Here is a 15,931-nt window from a genome sequence, read left to right on the forward strand (position 1 = left end):
GTGCTGCGGTTCAGCGCTCTTCGCGGAAGTCGACGTGCCGACGGACCACCTGGTCGAACTTGCGCAGCACCATGCGGTCCGGGTCGTTGCGCCGGTTCTTGCGGGTCACGTAGGTGTATCCGGTCCCGGCGGTGGAGCGGAGCCTGACGATCGGGCGTACTTCGTTGCGTGCCATGCGGCCAGTATATGGAAATGATGCCCATTTTCAATAACGCGCCGGAAGTGGGGCGTTTTTGCCTCGCTTGAGACAATCTTGTATCGTTCGAGGCGAAGGAGGCTCGACATGGTGAACGAAGAAGAACTGCTCGACGGCGCGGCCCGCGTCCTCGCGGGCGATCACAGCGCCTCGATGGTGCAGATCGCCGCCGGCATCGGGACCAGCCGCGCGACGCTCAGCCGCCGCTACGCGACCCGCGAAGCCCTGCTGAAAGCCGTCGCGGTCCGGGCGATCGAGGTGGTCGACGGCTGCCTGGCCCCGCTCGACCTGGCACAGAACGCCGACGCCGACGCCTTCGACACCGCCCTGGAGGAACTGGTCGTCGCGCTGATGCCCGCCGCCCACCTCTACGGCTTCACCTCACGCGATGCCACCGTGCTCGCGGACCCCGCATTCCGGGCCGGTGTGGACCGCCAGGACCAGCGCGCCCTCGCCTTCCTCGCCCTCGGCCAGCGGCTGGGGCGGCTGCGCGCCGACCTCCCGCCGTACTGGATCTGGTACTCCCTCTGGGGACTCCTCGACGCCGCCGCCGAAGGCGTACGGGACGGGCACCTCGCCCCCCGCCAGATCGGCCACCTGGTCCTGACCTCCTTCCTCAGCGGGACGCGGCCCCTCGCGCGGCCCCCCGCCGGTGCCCCCGCACCCTGAACCGCTCCTCACCACGCACAGACCCCGAACGGAACCCCATGCACACCCCCGCGCCGGACCCCCGCAGGTGGATCGTCCTGGCGATACTCTCCGGCAGCCTCCTGCTCATCTCCATGGACACCACGATCCTCAACGTGGCCTTCCCCTCCCTCGTCGGCGACCTGCAGCCGGGCGCCGTACAGCAGCTGTGGATCATCGACGTCTACGCGCTCGCCCTGTCCGGCCTGCTGGTCACCGCGGGTGCGCTCGGCGACCGCTGGGGCCGCAAGCGGCTGCTGATGGCCGGCTTCGGCATCTTCTCGGCGGCTTCACTCATGGCCGTGTTCGCCACCGAGGCATGGCACCTGATCGCGGCCCGCGCCCTGCTCGGCATCGGCGGCGCGGCCATCATGCCGGCCACCGTCTCGATCCTGCGCACCGTCTTCACCGACGCCAAGGAGCGCGCCTTCGCCCTCGCCGTCTGGGCGGCCGTCTTCGGCGGCGGCATGGCCTTCGGACCCGTCGTCGGCGGCCTCCTCGTCCAGGACTACGGCTGGCACTCCGCCTTCCTCCTCAACCTGCCCGTCGCCGCCGTCATCGTCGCGGCCGGCCTGCGCTACCTGCCCGAATCGCGCTCCCCGCGCAGCACCGGAGCGTGGGACTGGTGGGGCGTCGGACAGTCCGTCGTCGGCATGCTCGCCCTCGCCGGCGGCATCAAGCAGCTCGGCAAGAGCGGCGTGGCCGACCCGCTGCCCTGGGCGCTGCTCCTCGTCGCGGCCGTCGCGCTGACCGTCTTCGTCCGCCGCCAGACCAGGCTCGACAACCCCCTGCTCCAGGTGCGGCTCTTCGCCAAGCCCGCCTTCAGCGTCGCCGCCACCGCGATCTTCCTGCCCATGGTGGGCATGGGCGCGATCCTCTTCCTGGTCACCCAGTGGTTCCAGTACGGCGAGGGCTACACCCCGCTGGAGGCCGGACTGCGCCTGCTGCCGGCCCCGCTCGCCCTGATCGCCGCCTCGATGGTCGCGCCCTCGCTGATGCAGCGCTACGCGATCCGCCACGTGCTCGGCGCCGGACTCGTCGTCCTGGCCGCGGGCATGGCCCTGCCGTGGACCCTCCAGCAGTTCACCGACCTCGGCTACCCGGCCTTCGCCGCCGCCCTGACCGTCATGGGCCTGGGCGCCGGCATCGCCACCACCGTGGCCTCGGTGACGCTGGTCTCCGCCGCGCCCGCCGCCGAGGTCTCCAGCGCCGCGGCCATCGAGGAGACCTGCTACGAGCTCGGCTCCGCCATGGGCGTCGCCGTCCTCGGCTCCACCGCGGCCGCGCTCTACCGCGGCAACCTGCCCGCCCTCGAACTCGACGGCCCCACCGCGGCCGCCGCACGGGACTCCGTCGGCGAGGCCGCGCACATCGCCGAACGGCTCGGCGGCACCGTGGGCCGGGCCCTGCTCGACACCGCCTCACACGCCTACACCCTCGCCATCACCCCGGCATTCCTCATGGCGGGCGGCCTCGCCGTCGCCGCGGCGGCCACGACCTGGACGCTCATTCCGCGGGATCTGCGTCCCACCGAGAACCACTGACCCGGGCGGGCCGGAACCCGGCCGGGGGCGCCGGGCCCAGGGTGGTGGTGCCCGGCGCCGCCCGGTGCCCCAGACCCGTGCGGTACGCGTCCATCGCCGCCTCGACCCGGCCCGCACGCCGCAGCAGGTCGCCCAGGAGCCGGCACAGGTCGGCGAGATCGCCCGTCGCCCCGCTGCGTTCCAGCAGCGCCAGCGCCTGGACGTAGTGCTCCTCGGCCGACTCCGTCTCACCGCGCTCCTCGGCCATCAGGCCGAGGAGCCGGTGCGCGCCGCCGGCGTGCACGGCGCCGTGGCTGTTGCCCAGCTCCAGCAGCGCCGCGAGCAGCCCCGCGGCCTCCTCGTGCCGGCCCAGCCGGCGCAGTACGTCCGCCAGCTCCACCTCCACCTGGGCCGTGTAGAGGCCGGCCCGCCGGGCCGACAGCATGTCCCGGGCCGTGCGCAGCTCCCGCTCGGCCGACCCGAGTTCACCGTTCTGCGCCAGTACGTAGCCCCGCATCCAGTGGCAGTGCGCCAGATCCGTACTGAGCTGCAGGTGGCTGTAGATCGCCTGTGCCTTCGCCAGGGAGACATCGGCGTCGGCCATCCGCCCCTCGGCGAGGAAGGTCCGGGCCACCTGCCGGTGCATGCCCGCCACCAGCGCCGGATCACTGACCTGAGGCGCCAGGGCGAGCGCGAGCTCCGCCGAGTGGGCGGCGCGCGCATGGGCGCCCATGTCCATGTACGGCCCGATCACCGCGGCGTGCAGCAGGACCAGTGCGTCGGGATCGGCCAGGCCGCTCGCGCCCAGCTCGTCGATGGCGGACTCCAGCAGATAGCAGGCGTAGCGCAGCTCGCCGGCGAGGAGGTGCGCCACGGCCCGGCCGCGCAGGGGCCGGGCGCGGCGCGGTAGCGGTTCGTCGGCCAGGAGGCGTTCGGCCTCCTCGAAGTGTCGTATCGCTGCGGGCAGTTCACCGGACTCGAGGGCGCATTCGCCGAGCCCGAGCCGGGCCTGCGCCTGCTCGGGGACGAGCCCGAGCTCCTCGGCCTCGGCGAGCAGGCCGCGGTAGCGTACGGCGGCCTCTTCGGCCGCGCCCGTGGCGAGCGTGCGCTGCGCGTCGGTGAGGGCGAGCCGCAGCTCGGTGGCCAGGTGGGCCGGGCGGCCGGTGGCCAGCTCCTCGTACGACGTGCCCAGGCGGCCGGCGAGGAAGCGCAGCGCGGTCTCGGAGGGGCGCACCTTGCCCGACTCCAGGGTGGAGACGTAGGCCGAGGTGTAGGACGGGTGCGCCAACTGCTTCTGGGTCAGGCCGCGTTCGACACGCATGCGCTGAACCCTGCGACCGATCTCGCCCGGTTCGTCCATGGAATCCCCCCTGGTTGCTCGAACTCCCCAGTATTCAGCCGGAGTACGCCATTGCGCACCTCCCGCGCTCCGCCTAGTTTAAGCAGCCGATTCACTGCGCTTATCAATCCGCTTAACTTCCTTCCCCGGGGGTGGACTTCATGGATCCGGTCACAGGTGCGGCCATCGGACGGGCGGCACGGCCTCCGGCGCGGCGTCCGGACGCGCGCACGACGCTGAGGGCCGCGCTCGCGATGGTCTGTGCGAGCGCGGCGCTCGTGGCGGCAGGCCCGGCAGCCCCGGCGGACGCCGCGGACGGCCCGGCCAGGACCCGGGTGGAGGTCGAGATCCCCGGGCCCGAACAGGGCGGCGACGCCGGATCCGGGCACGCCCTGGTGCCGGCGGCCGGCAGCCCCGCCAAGAGCGCGGGCCGGCTCACCGAGGCCGAGCGCTCGGCCGACGGCGAAGTCACCAAGATGATCGACAACGGCTCCACCGCGGACCGCCTGGACGTCGTCGTCATCGGCGACGGCTACACCGCGGCCGAACTGCCGCGCTTCCACGCGGACGCCGAGCAGAAGTGGGCCGAGGTGGCCGCCGTCGAGCCGTACACCACGTACCGCGGCCTCTTCAACGTCTGGACGGTCGACGCGGTCTCCCGCGAATCGGGCGTCTCCGGCGACCCCGACCCGGCGACCGTCCGCGACACCGCCCTCGGCTCGTACTTCTGGTGCGGGGACATCGAGCGGCTGCTCTGCATCGACCAGCCCAAGGTCGACGCCTACGTGGCGAAGGCGCCGGAGGCCGACCTGGTCATCGTCCTGGCCAACAGCGCCAAGTACGGGGGAGCGGGCTACAACGAGCCCAGCGCCACCCTCGGCTACGAGGGCATATCGACCGCGTCGGCCGGCCACCCGAAGTCCGGCCAGGTCGCCATCCACGAGACCGGCCACTCGCTGGGCAAGCTCGCCGACGAGTACTTCTACCCGGGAGTGCCGGACTACGAGAAGTACACGGGGCCCGAACCCGGCGAATCCAACAGCTCGGGCCTGACCGCGGACCGGATGGCCGCGCAGCGGGCCAAGTGGTACCGGTGGCTCGGCGAGGAGTCGCCCGACGGCGGCACCGTCGGGGCGTACGAGGGCGGCAACTACTACGTGACGGGGCTGTACCGGCCCACCGACAACTCCCTGATGCGGGTCCTGGGCAAGCCCTTCAACCTGCCCGGCGTCGAGGCGATGATCGCCGGGTTCTACCAGCACGCGCGGATCGCCACGGCGCTCACGCCGACGGACCGGACCCTGCGGCTGCGCAACAAGGCGAAGGTGGCCGTCCCGCGGCTGTCCGGCGCGGACGGCCGCCAGCTCGTGGTCCGCTGGTACCTGGACGGCAGGGAACTCACGCGGTTCGAGGGCCGCACCGAGGTGTCGGTGGCGGAGCTGTGGCTCTTCGACCTGCGGACCCACCGCCTGTCGGTGACGGCCGAGGACCGCACACCGTCGGTCCGCGACCCGAAGACCGCCCGCACGCTCCGCTCCACCGTGGAATGGAAGGTCCGGCTCTAGGCTGGGCCGATGAACACGTTCCGTGGCAGTGACGGCCAACACCTGGAGATGACCAACGGCGGCACGGCGGTGTTCGTGGACGTGCTGGTGCTCGCCGTTTCGACGCTGGCCCGCGCGCCCTGGGACTTCCGCTTCGCCGCCCTGCTGACGCTCCAGGACCAGAACGTCATGGGGCGCGGAGTGGTCGGCTTCGGCCTGGCGGAGCTCGACTGGGGCGGCACGCCGCAGGAGCGGGCCGCGGCCAAGGACTTCCTGCTGCGCGTCCTGGACCTGGCGCTGTCCCGCCACCGGTGGGACGAGCTGACGTACGAGCCGCCGCGCGCCGAGGGGTACGTGCGCACGTACCGGGCGATGGTGGCGGCGTTCGACCCGGAGACGGCGGCCGGTGGAGGCCGACTGCCCGGGCCGGACGAGGCCGCGATGGCCTCGTGCACGGCTCACCGGGTGCTGGACGCACTCCCGTTCTGGGAGGGGTGCGTGTTCTGCACGGCAGGGGTCAGCGCGACCAGCGGGGGTCCCGCCCGGTGAACGCGAGGAGCTTCTCCGCGCGGCTCGACCCCTCCGGGACGACCAGCGGCGGCGCGTACTTGCCGAAGGAGTCGCGGACGAAGTCGACGATCCTCGCCGCGATGTCCTCCAGAGCCACGGCCATCTCCTCGGTCAGCGGCAGGTCCTGACCGGTGGCCCGGGCGATGTCCCAGGCGTGGATGCCGGCGTCGAGCGCCGCGGCGGCCGCGCCGACATCGGCGGGCATCGGCCCCATCGGAGTGGGCACGCTGTCGTCGTCCCTCCTCGACTCCCACGCCGCGGCGGTCGCCTCCAGCACCGCCGCCAGTTCCGCGACCGGGTCGCCGGCCGTAGCGTCCTCCGGCTCGAAGGGGTCGCTCGCGGGCGCGACGCCCGTGATCTGCATGACCAGCGCCTGCTGGTCCAGGCGCGCGTGGTTCAGAACCTGACGCACCGTCCACTCGGTGCACGGCGTCGGATCCCCCCACGCTCCGGCGCGAACGCCGCGGACGGCGGTGAGCAGGTAGTCGTGTGCGTCAGCAAGCAGTTTGAAACCGTCGACGGTCATCGTCGCCCTCCCGTGGCTCCTGCATGGAACCGCCACCATAGATCGGCTCCGGGCGGTACGTACTGCCTTTCGGCCGGTGTCCGGTCCTGAGGCCGTATGCCGCCCCCTGCTGCCGCAGGCTTCGAAGGGGCCTCTGCAAGTGGCCACTTGGGCAGGGAAAACGCAACTTCGACAGCGGTCGCAGAGGCAGCTACCTTCACCTGGCCCTCGGCGATCGCCACCGGTCGCGCAGGGGTTCCGTCCAGGCTGAGCCACCCGCGACGGGACGAGTGCCACCCCCATCAGGAAGAGACGCATGCCTCAACTCGCTCTGTACACATTCGGCGTTCTGAAGTCACCGCTCGCCGATCCCGCACCTCTCACGCGCGAGTTCTACGACTGGGGTGAGGCCGTCTACCGGAAGATCAGCCGGCACCCCGGATACCTCGCGCGTGCCGAAACGGCCGCCGGTGACCGGGGCATGCTCTTCGGGGCGGACTGGGGTGCATGGGGAGAGTTCGCCGTACCGGCCTGGTACGGCAAGGGCCGTACGGTGGAAACCACCGCCCTGGCCGCGACCCTCTCGCTCTGGACCGACGTGCGTCCCGCGTTCGACGCCGTCTACGCAGGTCTGCACCGTGAGGCGCTGAACCGGCGTCACGACTGGTTCGAGAGGACGGGACGGCCGAACCACGTGTGCTGGTGGGTCTCCGACGGCGTAATACCCACCTGGCAGGAGGGGGTTTCCCGGCTGGAGCACCTCCACGGCCACGGCTCCGCGCCGTACGCCTTCACCTTCCACCATGCGTTCACCCCGGAGGGCACTCCGACCGGGATCACCCTGCGCCACCGCGGATCCGCCCAGGCTGCGCGCATGTGGAAAGAGGCCGCCGGTGAGGCGTACGCAGATGCCGGGTTCGGCGAGCCCGTCGGGGCCGCCGCGGTGGCCGACGCCGAGCGGCGGCTCGGCGGGACGCTGCCGGCCGCGCTGGTGGACCTGCTCGGGGAGAGCGACGGCATCGTCGGGCACCACGGGACCGACACGGTCTGGCCACTGGAGCAGATCGTCGAGCAGAACCTCTTCGTCCGCTCAGACCCCGACTTCGCCCGGCTCTACATGCCGTTCGACGCCCTGCTCTTCTTCGGGGACAACGGCGACGGCGACCGGTTCGCCTTCGTCCGCACCCCCGAGCGGGACGACATCTTCGTCTGGGAGCACGAGGACGACAGCCGGCGCTGGGTCGCCCGGGACCTGCGGGACTACCTCGGCCGGTCACTGGCCGACGGCGGGGACGACTGGTACCGGTAGTCGCACCCGCCACACCGCCGCAGCCGCAGCAGCCGCACGGCGGCCGGTGGCCGCGGCGACGGGGGATCGCGGCGGACACCGGCCGGTGCGCGGTGCGTACGGAGAGGGCGCGGGCTACATGGGGTCCATGCCCCGGTCGTCCATCCGGCTCTCCTGCTCGCTCTGCTCCTGGAGGCGGCGGGCCTTCTCCTTCAGCCGGCGGCGCTCCTCCGGATCGGTGGACCGCTCGGCGGCCTCGTTCAGCTCCTTGGCCTTCGTGCGCATCTGCTGGGACCGGCCGCGGGACTCGCCTGAAACGCTCATGATCGCTCCTCGGATCAGTGGGGGAGAGCGGGCGGATTCAGCGAACCAGCACTGCGGCACACCCGCATCTCGAACCGTCACCCAAGGTGATCCGCCGGGCGGGCGGTCAGTACAGGCCCGGCCGGGCGAGGTCCTCGTCCGAGTCCGCCCCGACGTCGGTGGTCAGCGTGAAAAGGGCCCCGTCCGGGTCGCGGAGCGTCACCCACCGCTCCGCGGCGTTCGAGGTGATGTCCGAGACCATGCGGCCCCCGAGCATCACGGCCGCCTCGATCGCCGGCCGGAGCCTGGGCACGCGGAAGTGCACGTGCCAGCGCGGCCGGGTGTGCGGCGAGTAGGCGGCCAGCTCGACGGGACCGCTGTTCAGGCGGGCCACCGGCTCGCCGTTCTGCCGCAGGACGACCTGGTCCTCCTCGTAGGAGACCGCGCAGCAGCCCGGCCGGTCGGTGGCCCACTCCAGTACCGCGCCGTAGAACATCGCCGCGTCGAGGGCGTTCCTGGTACGCAGTTCCAGCCAGGCCGGCAGCGGACCCTTCCCGGCCCGCCAGTCCGCGGCCACATTGCCCTCCCAGATCCCGAAGACCGCGCCGTCCGGGTCGGCGACGAGCGCCGCGCGGCCCTCGGACTCGAAGGACACCGGACCGACCGCGATGGTGCCCGTCCGCTCCCGGATGCGGTCCACCGCCACATCGGCGTCGTCCACGGCGAAGTACGGGGTCCACGCCGCCGCCACCCCCAGATCCGCGGCCAGCGCCCCGATGCCCGCCACCGGGACCCGGTCGCGGAAGGCCACCGAGAACGCGTCGCCGAGGCGGGCCGGCCGGAACCGCCACCCGGCCACCGCACGGTAGAAGCGCTGCGCCGTCCCGAGGTCGCGCGTCATCAGGCTCACCCAGCACGGCGCCCCGAAGACCTCCCGCGTAGAAATCTCCACCGCACGCTCCGTCCCTGAGGCACCCGTCGTTCCATTCTGGTCCTTTTCGTGACGATCATCGCGGTCGGCGGCCGCCGATGCGCACACAAAGTGGCCGAGAATCACTTTCCGTGTCGATCCCGTCGCGCCGCCCGCGGCGATAGCCTCGGTCCCGGACACCACCGCGCAGCGTCGGAAGGCAGGTCTCCCATGGCCGGATCCCAGGTTCCCGTGATCGATCTCGGGCCGTGGCGGTCCGGCGGACCGCAGGCGCGCGCCCGTACCGCCGCCCGCGTCGACGAGGCCCTGCGCGCGGCCGGATTCCTGCTCGTGACCGGCCACGGCGTGGACCCCTCGCTCCCGGCCCGGATCCGGGAGACGGCCCGCACGTTCTTCCGGCTCCCGGCCGCCCTGAAGGAGCCGTACGCCGTCACGGTCGGCGGCCGGGGCTGGCTGGGCCCCGGGGCGGAGGCCAACAGCTACGCCGAAGGCACCGCCTCACCGCCCGACCTCAAGGAGTCCTGGTCCTTCGCGGCCGACGAACCGACCGGCGACCCCGCCGTGGACGCCGAGTGGTACCGGCCCAACACCTGGCCCCAGGAGGTACCGGAGCTCCGGCCGCCGGTGACGGAGTACCTGGCCCGGATGCGGGCCCTCTCCGACGAGCTGCTGGAGCTCCTCGCCACCGCCCTCGGACTCGCCGAGGACCACTTCACGCGCCACACCGGACACCCCACCTGGGGGTTCAACCTCAACTGGTACCCGGGCACGGCGACCGTCGGCGCACCCCTGCCGGGCCAGTTCCGCATCGGCGCCCACACCGACTTCGGCACGGTCACCGTCCTCGACCGGCAGCTCGGCTCGGGCGGTCTCCAGATCCACACCGACGCCGACGGCTGGCAGGACGCGCCCTACGACCCGGCCGCGCTCACCGTCAACATCGGCGACCTGATGGCCCGCTGGACCGGCGACCGCTGGCGGGCCGGCCGCCACCGCGTACTGCCCCCGCCCGCAGACACCCCCGCCGAGGAACTGATCTCACTCGTCTACTTCTACGAATGCGACGCGCACACCCGGGTGGAATCCCTCCCCGCCCCCATCGGCCGGGTGGTGCACGACCCCGTCGACTCCCACGCATACCTGAGGGACAAGCTCCAGGCCATCACCGTCCCCGCGGGTATTAATACTTCGGAGTGATGCAGGGCACGCGGCCCTCCCCCGGGCGTACGGCCGGATCCACCGGCAAGATGACGACCCGCCGGGCCGCGGTGCATAGCGTCGCTCCCATGACTCGACGCCGAACAGCCGCAGCCGCCGCCTTACTCGCCCTGCTCCTGCCGATCCCGCTCGCCGCCGCCGGCACGGCCGTCGCGGCGGACGCCCCGGCCGCGTCCGAACGCAGCCGCACCGCGGTCGAACTCCCGCGGCCCACCGGCCGTTTCGCGGTCGGCCGGGAGGACCTGCACCTGGTGGACCGCAGCCGGACCGATCCGTGGGCCGGATCCGGGCCGCGCGAGCTGATGGTCACCATGCGCTACCCGGCGCGCCGCGACACCGGCAGCGCCGCGCGCTACCTCACCCGCGAGGAGGCCCGGCTGCTGCTCGTCGACAAGGGACTGGACCAGGCCATTCCCGTCGAGACCCTGACCGGTACCGCGAGCGCCTCCAGGACCGGTGCCCGGCCCGTCGCCGGCCGGTACCCGCTGGTCGTCCTCTCGCCGGGCTTCACCGTCCACCGTGCCACCCTCACCGCGCTCGCCGAGGACCTGGCCTCCCGCGGCTACGTCGTCGCCGCGGTCGACCACGCGTACGAGAGCGTCGGGACCGCCTTCCCCGGCGGCCGCGTCCTGACCTGCCTGGCCTGTGACAAGGCCAAGGAGACCGGCATGCAGGCGGTCAGCGACAACCGTGCCCGCGACGTGTCCTTCCTGCTGGACCGGCTCACCGGACCCCGCCCGGCCTGGCGCCACGCCGCCATCGTCGACCGCGGCCGCATCGCCATGGCGGGCCACTCCATCGGCGGCGCCTCGGCGATCGCCGCGATGGCGACCGACCCGAGGATCCGCGCCGGGGTGAACATGGACGGCGGCAACGCCACGCCCGTACCCGCCGCCGGACTCGGCGGCCGCCCCTTCCTGCTCCTCGGCGCCCAGGGCCGCGGCCCCGGCGGCAACGCCAGCTGGGACCGGGACTGGCCGCAGCTCGACGGCTGGAAGCGCTGGATCACCTTCGACGGGTCGGGCCACTTCACCTTCAGCGACTTCCCGTCGATCGGCCAGCAGCTGGGCCTCGACGACCCCGAGGCCCCGCTGCCCGGCGACCGCTCCGTCGAGCTGACCCGCCGCTACGTCGGCGCCTTCGTCGACCGGCACCTGCGCGGCGAGTCCCGGCCCGTCCTGGACGGCCCCTCCGCCGACGCGCCGGAGGTCCGCTTCCACACCCCGTAGGCGCGCGGGAGGGTCAGACCACCGTGACCGGGTGGCGCACCACCGCGTCGAAGAGATAGCCCTGCGCGTTGTGGACCGCCGTCTCCGGCTGGGTGCGCCCCGTGGCGTCGCTCGCCCGGGCCAGCAGCGCGGCCGCACCCGTCGTCCGCGGTGTCCACGGCACCGACCAGCGCACCCAGCCGCCCCGCCGCGGGGAGTCGTGCATCCGGGCACGCCGCCAGTGGCCGCCGCCGTCCGTACTGACCTCGACACGGGTCACGGGGGCGGCGGCGGACCACGAACGGCCCGTCAGCAGCTGCGTCCGGTGCACGGGAACGCCGGCGCCCAGCTCCAGCTCGAAGGCGCTCTTGAGGGTCTGCCGGGTGAGCGGGGCGCTGCCCTCCGCCGGGTGCCCCGGCCCGAACAGCCGGTACATGTCGGTGTTCCACGGCGAGTACAGCGCCTCGCCGCTCACCTCGATGTCACCGACCCACTTGATCGACGAGATCCCCACCCAGTCCGGCACCACCAGGCGGACGGGGCCGCCGTGGTCGGGCGGCAGCGGGCGCCCGTTCATCTCGTAGGCGAGCAGCACGTCGTCCAGGGCTTTCGATACCGGCAGCGGACGCCGCACCCGCCCCAGGTTCACCCCGTTCGCCACCACCTCGTCGTCCAGCCCGCGCGGCAGTACGTCGACCGCGCCCCGGGTCACGCCCGCCAGCCGCAGCACGTCCGACAGCCGCGCCCCGCGCCAGTGCGCGACACCGATCGCCCCCAGCGTCCAGTCCGTGCCGGTGACCGGCTGGCCCTGCTGCGTGGAGTAGAAGCTCCGGCCGTTGCCCGCGCACTCGATGAACAGCGTCCGCTCGACCGCCCGCAGGGCCCGCAGCCGCTCGTACGAGAACTCCACCGGGGCGCCCGCGAGCCCGTCGCCCCACACCTTCAGCCGCCACGTGCCGGCGTCGATGCGCGGGGTGGAGGTGTGGTTGCGGACGAAGAACCGGTCGATCGGGGTGAGATGGCCCGTGCCCCGCAACGAGGCGAAGTTCGTCTCCGCGTTCGTCCCGCGGATCGTGAACAGCTCGGGCGGCAGCGGCTTGACGATGCCCGGCGCGGCGTCCGCCGCCGCCCCGGCGGCCGGGGCGGCAGCAGCCGTACCGCCCCCGGCGGCCCCCAGGGATCCGGCCGCGGCCCCCACCGCGAACAGCTTCAGCAGGTCGCGGCGGTCCACCCCGGCGGAGCGGGCCCGGCCGCGGGCCCACTGCCGCAGGCGGGTGCGGTCGTAGTGGCTTTCGTCCGATGTGTCGAGCGGCATGGCAGGGTCACTCCTCGGTCGTGGTTCCCGACGGACCGTAGGGGTCCGGGGCGAACCGCGGGAAGCTTCCCCGGCGGACGGCCACGAACCCGCAACACAGCCGCAACGGCCGATTACCGCTGGTCCGGCGAATTTCGGCAGGATGTGGGACATGACCGAGATCCGTACCCCCCGCCTCCTCCTCCGCCTCTGGACCGACGACGACCTCGTCCCCCTCTCGGAGATCCACGCCGACCCCGAGGTGATGCGCTGGATCGGCGACGGCTCCACCCTCGGTCTCGACGAGACCGCCGAGGCGATCGAGCGCTGGGAGGAGGAGTGGGACGAGGAGGGCTTCGGGCTCTTCGCCGTCGAGCTCCTCGGCTCCGGAGAGCTCATCGGGGCCGTCGGCCTCTCGGTCCTGGAGGACCTGCCGGACGCCCGGGCCGACGTACAGATCAGCTGGCTGCTCGGCCGCCAGTACTGGGGCCAGGGATACGCCTCCGAAGCCGCCCACGCCACCTTGGAATTCGCCCTCCAGGACCGCGGCCTCGACCGCGTCGTCGCCGTCAGCCGGCTCGGCGACACCGCCTCCGAGAACGTGCTCCGCAAGCTGGACATGGTGCGCGAACGCGAGACCACCGACCCCCGCCACGGCCACGCCGTGGAGATCCACGGCATCGACCTCACGGAATACGAGGGCTGATCCACAGCTCCCGCATTAGCCGATCGGACGACCCCGGGGTCGCCCGGTCCGCCCGACGGCTCTGCCCGCCGGGCGGACCGGACCCGGGCGGCGGCCGGGCGAGCATGGACCGGGGGAGCGGGAGGGCGCACGCGGCCCTCCCCGCCCCGGAGCCGAGAGGACACCATGAACGCGCACGACCGACTCCTCCTCGACGCGGCCCGCCGCGGCGACGCGGCCGCGGTGGGCGCGGCGCTCGCCGCGGGCGCCGCCGTGGAGGCCCGCGACGACCGGCTGCGCACACCGCTGCTGCTCGCCGCGCTCGGCGACCACCTGGCCGCGGCGCGGCTGCTGGTCGCCGCCGGAGCCGACCCCAACGCCCCGGACTCGCGCGAGGACAGCCCGTGGCTGGTCACCGGCGTCACCGGCAGCGTGCGGATGATGCGCCTGCTGCTGCCTGCCGGACCCGACCTGAAGCAGGTCAACCGCTTCGGCGGGATCTCCCTCATCCCGGCCGCCGAGCGCGGCCACACCGCGTACGTGCGGGCCGTCCTGGAGGAGACCGGAACCGACGTCGACCACGTCAACCGGCTGGGCTGGACCGCCCTGCTGGAGGCCGTGATCCTCGGTGACGGCGGCCCGCGCCACGCGGAGGTCGCCCGGATCCTGCTCGCCGCGGGCGCCGATCCGCTGCTGGCCGACCACGACGGCGTGACCCCGTACGAGCACGCCGCCCGCCGGGGCTTCGAGAGCATGGCGCGGATCCTGCGCGCGGCCGGGGCGCAGCCCGGGGCGGACCGGTGAAGCGCCGGGCGCGGGGCACCCGTACCGTCCTCGTGGCGCTCGCCGCAGCGACCCTGCTCGCGGCCTGCACCCAGGACGCGACGCCGTCCGCACCGGACGCGGCGCCGGCGCCGTCCGCGGCCGCACCGCTGCCGGCCACCGCGCCGACCCCGCAGGGCCTGCTCCTGACCGCGGACTTCGGCGGCGACACGGTCAGCTTCGTGGACCCCGGGCGCGGCGCGGTCGCCTCCGTCGCCGTGGGCCGCGCCCCGTACGCCCTGGCCGTCGGCGCGGACGGCCGCGCGTGGGTGGCCACGGCCGAGGGCGTCGCCGTCGTCGACACCCGCACCCGCGTGCGCGTGGCCCGCATCCCCTACCGCACCGCCACCGGCCCGGTCACCGATGGCGAGTACCGCGGCGGCGGCATGGGCATCGCGCTCTCGCCGGACGGCGCACGCGCCTACGTCGGGGTCAACGTCCCCGGCACCACCGGTGTCCTGGAGGTCCTCGACACGGCGAGCCGCGAGGTCACCGCCGTCGTACCGGTGGGCAGGCGCCCCTTCGACGTGGACGTCTCGCGGGACGGCACCGAGGTCTACGTCACCGGGCACGACTCCTTCGACGTCACCGTCGTGGCGGCCGGACCGCTCAGCACCCGCCGCATCGAGGTGGCCCCCTACGGCACGGAGGGCGGCCTCGGCTCCTGGCTCAAGCCGCACTACACGGCCGTACGCCCGTCCGACGGGAAGCTGCTGCTGCCGTTCGAGGGCGAACGGCTCGCGGTGGTCGACCCGCGCACCGGCCGCACCGCGGTCGAGCCGATGACCGCCGACACCCACCAGCACGGGGTCGCCCTCACGGCCGACGGCCGGCTCCTGGTGGTCGGTACCGGGGCAGTCCGGCCGGGAGACGGCAAGGGCCCGTCGCTGACGGTCCGGTCCCCGGACGGAACCGAGCGGGTCGTCCCGCTGGACGGCCCGCACGAGGACGTCGCCGTCTCCCGGGACGGCCGGACCGCCTACGTCACGGGCGGCTTCACCCGCGACGGCCACTGGAACGGCATCACGGTCGTCGACCTGGACACGGGCACCACCCGCCGGCTTCCCGCGGGCACCCGGCCCCTGGGCATCGCCGCGCTCTGACCCGGCTCAGTCGGACCGGCCGCGCCGGAACCAGCGCCGGCGCGCGGGCGGACCGGCGGGCGCGGAGGCATCCGGCGCGGTACCCGGCGCGGAGTCCGGGGCGGTATCCGGTGCGAAGGGCGGCAGTGACGTGAAACCGTCGTGCAGCACCACGGTGGGTGCGATCCGCGCGAGCGTCGTACGCACGTGCGTGAGCGGGTGGTCGGGGAACCGCGCGTCCCACTCCTCTGCATCGGCGACGTGGTGGGGGAGTCCGCCTGTGATGTCCGGCCCGTAGGGGTGGGGGGTGAAGTACCGTTCCGGCCCGACCTGGTCGAGGACGAGGGCCTCGCGCAGACCGGTCATCGGGCCCTCGCCCGCCTGGACCTTCACCACCGCGCTGCAGACGGCCCTCGGTACCGTCCAGGAGCCGATGAAGACCTGCCCGTGCCCGTCCGGCCGACGGACCTTCACCAGTTGCCGGACGGCCGGCAGGGAGCCCACCTCGCCGCACGCGGCCTCGATCAGGCCCGCGCCCGCCGCGGCGACGGACCGGGCGAGCGCGTGCCGAAGGAGTTCGGGCCGGTCGAGCGGGGCGGGCAGGTCCGGTACGAGGTCGAAGAAGTGGACCGACAGGACGAGGCCCCGCTCGTCGGTCCACACACCGGCTTCCCGTTCGGTGAAGCCGGTGAGGTCCATGCCGGTGATCGCAGTCATGGCCGACATCATCGCGCTC

17 protein-coding genes and 1 pseudogene are annotated in these 15,931 nt (G+C 73.5%); 11 read left to right on the top strand and 7 right to left on the bottom strand.

The annotated features are described in order from the left end of the window. Positions 1-10: 10 nt before the first annotated feature. Positions 11-175, bottom strand: a complete 165-nt coding sequence (gene rpmG / locus E6U81_RS01930) for a 50S ribosomal protein L33 (protein WP_136228269.1) — start codon at positions 173-175, stop codon at positions 11-13. Between the two features lie 108 nt (positions 176-283). On the opposite strand from rpmG, the gene E6U81_RS01935 reads away from it, so the two are divergent. Both E6U81_RS01935 and E6U81_RS01940 read left to right on the top strand, forming a co-directional pair. Then, positions 284-865 (top strand): TetR/AcrR family transcriptional regulator, encoded by a 582-nt coding sequence (locus E6U81_RS01935; protein WP_136228270.1) that lies wholly within the window; start codon positions 284-286, stop codon positions 863-865. 38 nt (positions 866-903) lie between these two features. Then, positions 904-2,427, top strand: coding sequence for an MFS transporter (locus E6U81_RS01940; RefSeq protein WP_136228271.1), 1,524 nt, complete (start codon positions 904-906; stop codon positions 2,425-2,427). Here E6U81_RS01940 and E6U81_RS01945 read toward each other — a convergent pair. After that, on the bottom strand, positions 2,390-3,766 hold the full coding sequence (locus tag E6U81_RS01945) for a helix-turn-helix domain-containing protein (RefSeq protein ID WP_136228272.1): 1,377 nt from the start codon (positions 3,764-3,766) through the stop codon (positions 2,390-2,392). The two genes, E6U81_RS01940 and E6U81_RS01945, sit on opposite strands and share 38 nt — an antisense overlap. A 140-nt stretch (positions 3,767-3,906) precedes the next feature. Here E6U81_RS01945 and E6U81_RS01950 point away from each other — a divergent pair, with 140 nt between their 5' ends. Further along, positions 3,907-5,310 carry a M64 family metallopeptidase gene (locus tag E6U81_RS01950; RefSeq protein ID WP_240803564.1) on the top strand — a complete coding sequence of 468 codons (1,404 nt, stop codon included), beginning with the start codon at positions 3,907-3,909 and terminating at the stop codon, positions 5,308-5,310. Between the two features lie 9 nt (positions 5,311-5,319). After that, positions 5,320-5,838, top strand: coding sequence for a hypothetical protein (locus tag E6U81_RS01955; RefSeq protein ID WP_136228273.1), 519 nt, complete (start codon positions 5,320-5,322; stop codon positions 5,836-5,838). Here E6U81_RS01955 and E6U81_RS01960 read toward each other — a convergent pair. Further along, positions 5,807-6,385: a TIGR03086 family metal-binding protein gene (locus tag E6U81_RS01960; protein WP_136228274.1), complete on the bottom strand. Its 579-nt coding sequence runs from the start codon at positions 6,383-6,385 to the stop codon at positions 5,807-5,809. The two genes, E6U81_RS01955 and E6U81_RS01960, sit on opposite strands and share 32 nt — an antisense overlap. 295 nt (positions 6,386-6,680) lie before the next feature. On the opposite strand from E6U81_RS01960, the pseudogene E6U81_RS01965 reads away from it, so the two are divergent. Together E6U81_RS01965 and E6U81_RS01970 are read left to right on the top strand one after the other, a co-directional pair. Then, positions 6,681-7,196: pseudogene (locus E6U81_RS01965) on the top strand (DUF3291 domain-containing protein); the annotation flags it as partial. 42 nt (positions 7,197-7,238) lie between these two features. After that, positions 7,239-7,673, top strand: a complete 435-nt coding sequence (locus tag E6U81_RS01970; RefSeq protein ID WP_136228504.1) for an SMI1/KNR4 family protein — start codon at positions 7,239-7,241, stop codon at positions 7,671-7,673. A 114-nt stretch (positions 7,674-7,787) separates the two neighbouring features. Here the strand turns inward: E6U81_RS01970 and E6U81_RS01975 are convergent, their stop codons facing one another. Continuing rightward, positions 7,788-7,976, bottom strand: a complete 189-nt coding sequence (locus tag E6U81_RS01975) for a DUF6381 family protein (RefSeq protein ID WP_030657858.1) — start codon at positions 7,974-7,976, stop codon at positions 7,788-7,790. Between the two features lie 106 nt (positions 7,977-8,082). After that, positions 8,083-8,856: a VOC family protein gene (locus E6U81_RS01980; protein WP_136228505.1), complete on the bottom strand. Its 774-nt coding sequence runs from the start codon at positions 8,854-8,856 to the stop codon at positions 8,083-8,085. A 240-nt stretch (positions 8,857-9,096) separates the two neighbouring features. Here E6U81_RS01980 and E6U81_RS01985 point away from each other — a divergent pair, with 240 nt between their 5' ends. Together E6U81_RS01985 and E6U81_RS01990 are read left to right on the top strand one after the other, a co-directional pair. Then, complete coding sequence (locus E6U81_RS01985; protein ID WP_136228275.1) at positions 9,097-10,083, top strand: 2-oxoglutarate and iron-dependent oxygenase domain-containing protein; 987 nt, start codon at positions 9,097-9,099, stop codon at positions 10,081-10,083. Positions 10,084-10,172: 89 nt separating this feature from the next. Then, complete coding sequence (locus tag E6U81_RS01990) at positions 10,173-11,333, top strand: alpha/beta hydrolase (RefSeq protein ID WP_136228276.1); 1,161 nt, start codon at positions 10,173-10,175, stop codon at positions 11,331-11,333. A gap of 13 nt (positions 11,334-11,346) precedes the next feature. On the opposite strand, the gene E6U81_RS01995 is transcribed toward E6U81_RS01990, so the two are convergent. Next, positions 11,347-12,627, bottom strand: coding sequence for a molybdopterin-dependent oxidoreductase (locus E6U81_RS01995; protein WP_136228277.1), 1,281 nt, complete (start codon positions 12,625-12,627; stop codon positions 11,347-11,349). A gap of 151 nt (positions 12,628-12,778) precedes the next feature. Between E6U81_RS01995 and E6U81_RS02000 the strand changes: the two genes are divergently transcribed. The 3 genes from E6U81_RS02000 (at position 12,779) to E6U81_RS02010 (ending at position 15,216) form a co-directional block, all read left to right on the top strand. Continuing rightward, positions 12,779-13,312, top strand: a complete 534-nt coding sequence (locus E6U81_RS02000) for a GNAT family N-acetyltransferase (protein ID WP_136228278.1) — start codon at positions 12,779-12,781, stop codon at positions 13,310-13,312. 165 nt (positions 13,313-13,477) lie between these two features. Next, entirely contained in the window at positions 13,478-14,095 is a 618-nt protein-coding gene (locus E6U81_RS02005) for an ankyrin repeat domain-containing protein (protein ID WP_136228279.1), read from the top strand. Next, positions 14,092-15,216 carry a YncE family protein gene (locus E6U81_RS02010; RefSeq protein WP_136228280.1) on the top strand — a complete coding sequence of 375 codons (1,125 nt, stop codon included), beginning with the start codon at positions 14,092-14,094 and terminating at the stop codon, positions 15,214-15,216. Before E6U81_RS02005 ends, E6U81_RS02010 begins: the two co-directional genes overlap by 4 nt. Before the next feature lie 6 nt (positions 15,217-15,222). Here E6U81_RS02010 and E6U81_RS02015 read toward each other — a convergent pair whose 3' ends face one another. Continuing rightward, the gene (locus E6U81_RS02015; RefSeq protein ID WP_240803565.1) at positions 15,223-15,912 is read right to left on the bottom strand and encodes a hypothetical protein; all 690 of its coding nucleotides are present in this window, start codon (positions 15,910-15,912) and stop codon (positions 15,223-15,225) included. Positions 15,913-15,931: the final 19 nt, after the last annotated feature.

It is taken from the genome of Streptomyces sp. A0592 (assembly GCF_004795115.1).
Taxonomy (GTDB): domain Bacteria; phylum Actinomycetota; class Actinomycetes; order Streptomycetales; family Streptomycetaceae; genus Streptomyces; species Streptomyces erythrochromogenes.

What these genes read in the sequence shown, in the direction of transcription:
- E6U81_RS01990 (WP_136228276.1), top strand. Translation starts at nt 10,173, where the DNA reads ATGACTCGACGCCGAACAGCCGCAGCCGCCGCCTTACTCGCCCTGCTC.
- E6U81_RS01970 (WP_136228504.1), top strand. Translation starts at nt 7,239, where the DNA reads ATGTGGAAAGAGGCCGCCGGTGAGGCGTACGCAGATGCCGGGTTCGGC.
- E6U81_RS01955 (WP_136228273.1), top strand. Translation starts at nt 5,320, where the DNA reads ATGAACACGTTCCGTGGCAGTGACGGCCAACACCTGGAGATGACCAAC.
- E6U81_RS02015 (WP_240803565.1), bottom strand. Translation starts at nt 15,912, where the DNA reads ATGACTGCGATCACCGGCATGGACCTCACCGGCTTCACCGAACGGGAA.
- E6U81_RS01960 (WP_136228274.1), bottom strand. Translation starts at nt 6,385, where the DNA reads ATGACCGTCGACGGTTTCAAACTGCTTGCTGACGCACACGACTACCTG.
- E6U81_RS01935 (WP_136228270.1), top strand. Translation starts at nt 284, where the DNA reads ATGGTGAACGAAGAAGAACTGCTCGACGGCGCGGCCCGCGTCCTCGCG.
- E6U81_RS02000 (WP_136228278.1), top strand. Translation starts at nt 12,779, where the DNA reads ATGACCGAGATCCGTACCCCCCGCCTCCTCCTCCGCCTCTGGACCGAC.
- E6U81_RS01940 (WP_136228271.1), top strand. Translation starts at nt 904, where the DNA reads ATGCACACCCCCGCGCCGGACCCCCGCAGGTGGATCGTCCTGGCGATA.
- E6U81_RS01945 (WP_136228272.1), bottom strand. Translation starts at nt 3,766, where the DNA reads ATGGACGAACCGGGCGAGATCGGTCGCAGGGTTCAGCGCATGCGTGTC.
- E6U81_RS01950 (WP_240803564.1), top strand. Translation starts at nt 3,907, where the DNA reads ATGGATCCGGTCACAGGTGCGGCCATCGGACGGGCGGCACGGCCTCCG.
- rpmG (WP_136228269.1), bottom strand. Translation starts at nt 175, where the DNA reads ATGGCACGCAACGAAGTACGCCCGATCGTCAGGCTCCGCTCCACCGCC.
- E6U81_RS01980 (WP_136228505.1), bottom strand. Translation starts at nt 8,856, where the DNA reads ATGACGCGCGACCTCGGGACGGCGCAGCGCTTCTACCGTGCGGTGGCC.
- E6U81_RS01985 (WP_136228275.1), top strand. Translation starts at nt 9,097, where the DNA reads ATGGCCGGATCCCAGGTTCCCGTGATCGATCTCGGGCCGTGGCGGTCC.
- E6U81_RS02005 (WP_136228279.1), top strand. Translation starts at nt 13,478, where the DNA reads ATGAACGCGCACGACCGACTCCTCCTCGACGCGGCCCGCCGCGGCGAC.
- E6U81_RS01995 (WP_136228277.1), bottom strand. Translation starts at nt 12,627, where the DNA reads ATGCCGCTCGACACATCGGACGAAAGCCACTACGACCGCACCCGCCTG.
- E6U81_RS01975 (WP_030657858.1), bottom strand. Translation starts at nt 7,976, where the DNA reads ATGAGCGTTTCAGGCGAGTCCCGCGGCCGGTCCCAGCAGATGCGCACG.